Here is a 6895-nt window from a genome sequence, read left to right as displayed (position 1 = left end):
CAACGACATACCACGTCCTGATCGACAATCATTTCGACCGGATTTCCATGGCGACGCCGTACAAGGATTATGTCACCGAGAATCTCTTCAATCTCGGAATGCAAAGCGAATACACTTGGCAAATGACGTCGTCGAATTATTCGAGCCAGCTCACTGCGGCGCTCGCCAATATCCGCAGTTTCGGCAAGACGAACGGTTTTTATTGCGTGCTTGCGCATGACTATTTCATCCGTCAGGGTTACGAAAACGGTATCGTCATTCGTTGGTTCAGCGAACTTATCGATTCTCTGAAAAATTCCTACGGCGACCGTGTCCGGTTTATGACAATCACCGAGGCGATCGATCATTACACCGGGAGACCGGCTGGAATCGATCGACCTCTCATCGCCAACGCCGACGATTTCCGCTTACAACAAAACTATCCAAATCCGTTCAATGCTTCAACTACCATTACCTATTCAATCCCGAAAGAGGCGAATATCTGCCTGGAAGTCTTTGACCCAAGCGGACGAAAGATCATCGAACTCGTCAATCGACGCCAATCCGCCGGTTCCTATTCTGTTCGGTGGAACGCCGAACGATTCGGTTCCGGACTTTATTTCTATCGACTTCTCATGAATGGGCAAACCTCGACGAAAAAGTGTTTGCTGGTGAAATAGGTAGAATAGGTTGAATAGGCCTGTCCGGCACAGCATCCACAAATCCGTCAGGTTTGAGAACCTGACGGAACAGAAATACTTTTTCCAAACATTCTATTTGATTTCATAAAAATCATTGAGTAAAATTGTATCGGAATGAAGAACAAAAAAATAAAATATCATTTTTCTTTAGTCAAAAAGAAAACTGAAAAAGAGAGATGGTAAAATGAAATTTAATGGACAATTAATTTCTGAAGAGAGAAAATATCTCGTTCTAAATGTTCAGCAAGCAAAGCACATTGTGAAGGATTGGCTTTCTGAAATTCAACTTGTCAACGTCATTAAGTTTGGTTTACCTGAAGTTGACGATAGATACGATTATTGGAGAGTCCCTTTGTGTGCTAAAAGTGGTATTAAAATGGGTGAGGTCGTAATTGACGCTTATAGTACTGAAATTATTGCATCCAAAACTACGAAACCCGAAATACTAACTGCCCGACTCTTAAAGCAAGATGAGACCAAGGTTAAAGAATTAAAACAGAATAAAAAAGAATATAAATTATCCAAACTGAGAAATACTATTGGATATGGTGATTCTGCTCTCTTACTCGAAGAAATGCCTTCTGAAAGCGTAGATTTAATTTTTACTTCACCGCCGTATTTCAATGCTCGTCCGGAATACTCTGAGTATGAAGCATACGACGAGTATTTGTTCAAAATGCGACAAATTATAAGAAGGTGTCATAGAGTGCTTGGAGAAGGTAGATTTTTCGTAATTAATATTTCCCCGGTTTTATTGCGTCGGGCTTCAAGAAATGAATCTTCAAAAAGAATAGCAGTTCCTTTTGACATTCACAGAATATTTACTGAAGAAGGTTTCGATTTTATTGATGACATAATTTGGTTAAAGCCCGAGGGTGCAGGATGGGCAACGGGGCGTGGAAGACGGTTCGCGGCTGATCGTAATCCTTTACAATATAAAGCAGTACCAGTAACCGAATATGTTTTAGTTTATCGGAAACATACTGATCTGCTCATTGATTGGTTCATCCGTAATCATCCGGACAGAGATATTGTCAACGACTCTAAAATTGCTAATGGTTATGAAAGGACAAATGTCTGGAAGATAAGTCCATCAACCAGCTCTAAACATCCTGCGGCATTTCCAAAGGAATTGGCGGAAAAAGTCATACGTTACTATTCGTTTAAAGGCGATGTTGTTTTAGATCCCTTTGCAGGTTCAGGTACAGTTGGCAATGCTGCATCTGGGTTACGAAGAAGATTTGTTTTATTCGACAACAACCCAGAGTATATAGACATAATGAGTGAAGATATCATTTCTTGGAAAAATGTAAATCTCAACACGGTTATGTGGATAAATTGCGATTCAGTAAAACCTGCTCAAAAGCAAATAGACTTGTTCGAGGAAAAAAAAGATGATAATTGATGAACTATTCCCCGAAAAGGGAAAATTAGTACTTACTGCAAATGGTAAGGAATTTATTGAGAGACTTGGTGTAGAGACCGCTCGCCAAGTCATTCTTGCCGTTTTATGTGGAGAAAATATTCGTACACAAACTGAGCCTTTGACTCGTCGCCGTGTTGCAATTGCAACCGGAGCAATGATTTCTTTATTTGCAAAAGGCTGGACGCTAATCGATGATTTTACTGAAAAATTATCTACTTTAGCCCTTGAACAAATGGACAACACTTCTCAATCCAGGAAAGAAACATTTTGGCCTGCTCAGTGGCTTATTGGCTTGACTGGAAAAAGTATTCAAAATGTTTTGCGAAGTAATCCTCAAATGCGCCATAGTTATATTCAGGATTTTGAAAATGCTATCGAGGAAGCATCTCGAAGATGTCAGGAAGATTTTGGCGATATTTCAATGGACTTGGGGTATTTTGTCGATGGTGATTTAAAACATAATTCCAGACCTTTGACTTGGAAAGACATCTCTCGATTATCTACAGCAATTGGCGCTACAACACTAACAATTCGTGGTTCAGAAAAATCTACCTATGGAAAGTTGTTTGAACGCCTCATTATGGGATCTGTCTTAACGATACTTGGTTTACATCATGTAGAAAACTCTCATAGTAATAGACTTAAAAAAGTATTTTGGTTGTCTGATAGTTCTGACTTACGAGAATGTGACGCAACAATCCGATTACGTCCGGGTAAATTGGCAAGATTTGATATTGGTTTTATCGGTAAAGGTAATCCTGAAATTATGAAAGATAAACTGACAAGATATGCTAATGAAATCGAACAGAATGGCATAGCAAATTTTTCGCAAACATTTATTATCGTTGACAGGATGCCAAATACCTCAAAAACGACCGATGCGGCTCTTAAATCCGGAACTGAAATTATTCAGATGAGTATGCAGTTTTGGCCTTTAGAGTTAGCGCGATGTTTGAAAACCCGACTTAATTACGATACCGAAATTTTGTCTGTTCCAGAAGATCAGTTACGAGACTATCTTGAACAAAAATTGCAGCCTGTGCCGATCCTGAATTTTTTAAACTCGACAAATATCAATGATTGGATAATTCGAGAAAATGATTCGCCTTATTTATTGTCGGATGATCAGAACGATGAAGATATTAATGACGATTAAGGTTTCCCCTATTGCGTCAGATTCTCAAATCTAACGTAGAGCGTCGCCCAGCACAGCATCCATCATAACACCGTCAGGATCACGGATTACACTGATTCAAGGATTTCACAGATTCCCTTTCCTGGTTTCATTCTCTATAATCAGCGAAATCAGCGTAATCTGATTAATCAGTGATTCAGACATTTTCCTATTGCGTCGCCCAGCACAGCATCCACAAATCCGTCAGGATCACAGATTACACTGATTCAAGGATTTCACAGATTCACTTTCCCGGTTTCATTCTCTATAATCAGCGAAATCAGCGTAATCTGTTTAATCAGTGATACAGACATTTTCAGCGTAATCTGTTTAATCAGTGATTCAGACATTTTCAGCGATAGATTTGTCGAAGTCCGGTTTCAATATCCGGGAACTCAATCGATAATAGAGCGCGTGCTTTGGAAATGTTCAGGCTGACGTCTTTCGGACGCGGCGTTTGGATGTTGGCGTCGTCATATTTTGCGCTGACGATGAAAGTCTCCGGGATATTTAAAACAGCACACAATTTCTTCCCGAAATCGAACCGGCTGATGCGCTGAGAACCTGCAACATGAAGAATTCCCCGAATATCCTTCGGCGTCGCTTCTATGACAGCCTCAGCGGCATTGCTGACAGAAATCATGCTCCGGTATTGGTCGGAAAATAGAACGACCGGATTAATTTCGATGCCATTCTTTCTTTTGATCAATTTCCGTTCAAGCCATTCGGAACCATAAGGACGATTCAATACTCCTCTGCCATACATCAGCGCGATGCGGCAGATCAAAGAATTCCCACAATGAGCCAAAACGGTCTTTTCGGCTTCGGCTTTTGTTTTTGCATAGACGCTTAATGGATTGACTTTGTCCTCTTCCCGGTAATTTCCTTTCGTTCCGTCAAAAACCATATCCGTGGAGATAAAAACCAATCGCCGATGATTTTCTTCACACCATTTGGCAAGAAATTCCGACGAACCGACATTGACCGCTTCTGCTTCCGACGGATTTGCTTCGCAGTCATCCGGATTCGCCATAGCGGCGTTGTGAATAATTGCATCCGGTTGAATTTTATTGAGAATTTTGAGAAGAGCGGTTCGATCCGTCAGCGAGCCGTAAAGCGTTCGGATATTGGGAATTTCAACGGGAAAAGTGTGATATAATCCGACTATACGAAAACGATTTGCCGCGATTGTCGCTAAATGTCCGCCCAGAAAACCGCCGATCCCGGTGATCAGCGCAGTTTTCAAAGATATTCTCCCGTGAAATATTTCAGGTATAATCCGATCAGGAAATGCCCGAAACACAAAGTAAAACTCAGTAAAAACACAATCGGTGAAGTACGCACTGTATTATTCAGCATGAATAAATAGTTGATTGTTCCGATAACCGGCGCCAGAGCGATCGATAACCACCAGAATCGCATGACCAGCCGTTCCAATAAAATGAATATACCGATCGTCGTTCCGGTGGTTAGTATTATGAGATAGAATCCCATTCCATCGATAATTTGAACGCGTTGACAGAAAAAACCAATCAGAACCGCCGATAAAACGCCGTAAAGTAACAAATAAAGAAGTCTCGATTTCAGTTCGCGCTTACGGAAGTGGATTTGGATATAACCGAGTTCCGCGCCGAGTAAAAAGGTTATCAGAACGAGCGTTGCCATCGAATTTCCTTACTGAAAAACCTCGGGTGCGATTTTGTTCCAGTATTTCCGGGCAACGACCCGGTAAGAAGGCGTGTATTTGTGCGAATAAATATCCGAATGATGAACAATCGGATAACCGGCGCGAGTCATGGATTCTGTGAATCTGGCTGTCTGATCCTGATCGAAAAATACTTCCTGCGATTCGATTAGTTCGACGATCGTTTGCCAGTTAGCTATGAATTCAGTGGTATCGCTTTCCGCTTCAGCGGCCGACTGTGCAATCGCCTGACACAGCAATTCTGGCTTCCCACTTTCGTATTTAAATCTCCTGAGATTGATCCGGAAATAGGTTCCAGTCGGAGAAATGTCTTCGATCAGGTCAACGGTCGAATCGGCGACGATGGTGTCCAACTCCTCATTGAGCCATTTTGCGATCTTGTTTTTATCCGTTCCCATGTGTCCGGGACCGAACATGCTTTGATAGACGAGTTTATAAACATCCTGAATCTGCATTTCGGGGTATAAAGCCTTATGTTCCAGAATGATTTTTTTCCAGTCCGATGCGGAAACTTTCGGGTGTTTCGGACCGCAGGCTTCCAAAAAATAAAAGATCAAAAGAATCAAGAGCAGATAGTAACGTTTCATAATCGGTCGTTAATTTGAGTTGTCGGTTTTATCTTTCGTGTCGATGTCTTTGAACTCGGCGTCCTGAATGTCTTTTGGATTCATCCCGAAACTTCGGGACACGTTGGATTTCTTCGAGGAAGACGCTTCGCGTTTTTCCTCTAATCTGTAAATCACCGGTTTGATCAGTTTCCATACCAAATAAATAATTATCAGCGCTAATATCGCCTGTCCCATTTACAACACCTCTCTTCGGGGATTATAATAAATTGTGCCGGTGATCGGTTTAACGATGACCTGAAGAAGTTCGTGAAGATCGTCTTCATTATTTACGAAATCGATCTCGTTGGTATTGATGATAATCAGCGGACTCTCTTTATACCGATAAAAAAATTCGTTGTAAATCTGGTTCAGCGATTCAATATACTCGCGCGACATATCTTTTTCATACGATCTTCCCCGCTTCCGGATATTGGACATCAGATGGTCGGTGCTCGCCTGCAGAAAAATGACCAAATCGGGTTTCGGAATCTCTTTTTCAAGCAGATTGGCGATGTGATGATAGAGTTGGAGTTCCTTTTCTTCAAGAGTCAGATGCGCGAATAGCCTGTCTTTGACAAACATATAATCGCTGACAAGCAGGTTATGGAACAGATCGATTTGTTTGAGTTCCTGTTGTTGCTTGTACCGGCTGAGGAGAAAGAAAAGTTGCGTCTGGAAGGCAAAACGAGCCGGTTCCTTGTAAAATTCCTCCAGAAACGGGTTTTCTTCGAACCGTTCGAGAACCAATTGCGTTGTCAACCGTTCGGATAAAAGTCTGGCAAAACTTGTTTTCCCGACGCCAATGACGCCTTCGATAGCGATATAACTCAAATCATTCATGGAAATTTCAAGCCTCTGTTAAGTATTCGGATTTGGGAATGTTTATGGTTCCTATTTTTTGGATCGACGTTCGATCCGGGCATTCGGACAACAATTGCCGGATATCTTTTCCCGTCGCCGGATCGACGAACCGATCGTTTAATTCGCTCAGTGGCATGAGTACAAAACTGCGTTCGTATAATAAACGATGCGGTATTGTCAGTTTTTCCGATTCTAAAATGACATTACCAAAAAAAACGATGTCGATGTCAATTTCGCGCGGGCTGTAGCGTTTCGCACTCAGATTTCTCCCGCTGTCGGTTTCAATCTGTTTTAAAGTTTTAATCAGTTCGGTTGGTTGAAGATCGGTTTCGACTTCAGCGACCATGTTATAAAAATTATCCTGATCGGGATTATACAATGGTGTCGTTTCAAAAAGTGACGAAACATGCCGGACGGACATTGACGGCGATTCATCAATTC

Annotated in this window: 9 protein-coding genes; 3 read left to right on the top strand and 6 right to left on the bottom strand. The window is 41.6% G+C overall.

The window, feature by feature from the left end; translation table 11 throughout:
- The 3 genes from COT43_09880 to COT43_09870 all read left to right on the top strand — a co-directional run.
- A partial coding sequence (locus COT43_09880) for a hypothetical protein (protein PIS27569.1) occupies nt 1-659 on the top strand: 659 nt, incomplete at its 5' end.
- 205 nt (nt 660-864) lie between these two features.
- A complete protein-coding gene (locus COT43_09875; protein PIS27568.1) occupies nt 865-2085 on the top strand; it encodes a site-specific DNA-methyltransferase in 1221 nt (406 codons plus the stop codon).
- On the top strand, nt 2075-3262 hold the full coding sequence (locus tag COT43_09870; GenBank protein PIS27567.1) for a hypothetical protein: 1188 nt from the start codon (nt 2075-2077) through the stop codon (nt 3260-3262). Before COT43_09875 ends, COT43_09870 begins: the two co-directional genes overlap by 11 nt.
- A 370-nt stretch (nt 3263-3632) precedes the next feature.
- On the opposite strand, the gene COT43_09865 is transcribed toward COT43_09870, so the two are convergent.
- Genes COT43_09865 through folK form a run of 6 tightly spaced genes read right to left on the bottom strand, consistent with a single transcriptional unit; the run spans nt 3633 to nt 6893 of the window.
- The gene (locus COT43_09865) at nt 3633-4583 is read right to left on the bottom strand and encodes a hypothetical protein (GenBank protein ID PIS27566.1); all 951 of its coding nucleotides are present in this window, start codon (nt 4581-4583) and stop codon (nt 3633-3635) included.
- Nucleotides 4523-4945, bottom strand: coding sequence for a hypothetical protein (locus COT43_09860; GenBank protein PIS27565.1), 423 nt, complete (start codon nt 4943-4945; stop codon nt 4523-4525). Before COT43_09860 ends, COT43_09865 begins: the two co-directional genes overlap by 61 nt.
- 9 nt (nt 4946-4954) lie before the next feature.
- On the bottom strand, nt 4955-5572 hold the full coding sequence (locus COT43_09855) for a hypothetical protein (protein ID PIS27564.1): 618 nt from the start codon (nt 5570-5572) through the stop codon (nt 4955-4957).
- A 9-nt stretch (nt 5573-5581) separates the two neighbouring features.
- Entirely contained in the window at nt 5582-5788 is a 207-nt protein-coding gene (locus COT43_09850; protein ID PIS27563.1) for a hypothetical protein, read from the bottom strand.
- On the bottom strand, nt 5789-6433 hold the full coding sequence (locus COT43_09845) for a deoxynucleoside kinase (protein ID PIS27562.1): 645 nt from the start codon (nt 6431-6433) through the stop codon (nt 5789-5791).
- A gap of 7 nt (nt 6434-6440) precedes the next feature.
- On the bottom strand, nt 6441-6893 hold the full coding sequence (gene folK, locus COT43_09840) for a 2-amino-4-hydroxy-6-hydroxymethyldihydropteridine diphosphokinase (GenBank protein PIS27561.1): 453 nt from the start codon (nt 6891-6893) through the stop codon (nt 6441-6443).
- Nucleotides 6894-6895 lie beyond the last annotated feature (2 nt).

It is taken from the genome of Candidatus Marinimicrobia bacterium CG08_land_8_20_14_0_20_45_22 (assembly GCA_002774355.1).
Classification (GTDB): Bacteria; Fidelibacterota; UBA2242; order UBA2242; family UBA2242; genus 0-14-0-20-45-22.
Note: the sequence above shows the minus strand (reverse complement) of the source record. Positions and strands in the feature narration are given on the sequence as shown.

Coding starts and splice junctions, on each gene's coding strand:
- COT43_09875 (PIS27568.1), top strand. CDS start 865: ATGAAATTTAATGGACAATTAATTTCTGAAGAGAGAAAATATCTCGTT.
- COT43_09870 (PIS27567.1), top strand. CDS start 2,075: ATGATAATTGATGAACTATTCCCCGAAAAGGGAAAATTAGTACTTACT.
- COT43_09860 (PIS27565.1), bottom strand. CDS start 4,945: ATGGCAACGCTCGTTCTGATAACCTTTTTACTCGGCGCGGAACTCGGT.
- COT43_09855 (PIS27564.1), bottom strand. CDS start 5,572: ATGAAACGTTACTATCTGCTCTTGATTCTTTTGATCTTTTATTTTTTG.
- COT43_09850 (PIS27563.1), bottom strand. CDS start 5,788: ATGGGACAGGCGATATTAGCGCTGATAATTATTTATTTGGTATGGAAA.
- COT43_09845 (PIS27562.1), bottom strand. CDS start 6,433: ATGAATGATTTGAGTTATATCGCTATCGAAGGCGTCATTGGCGTCGGG.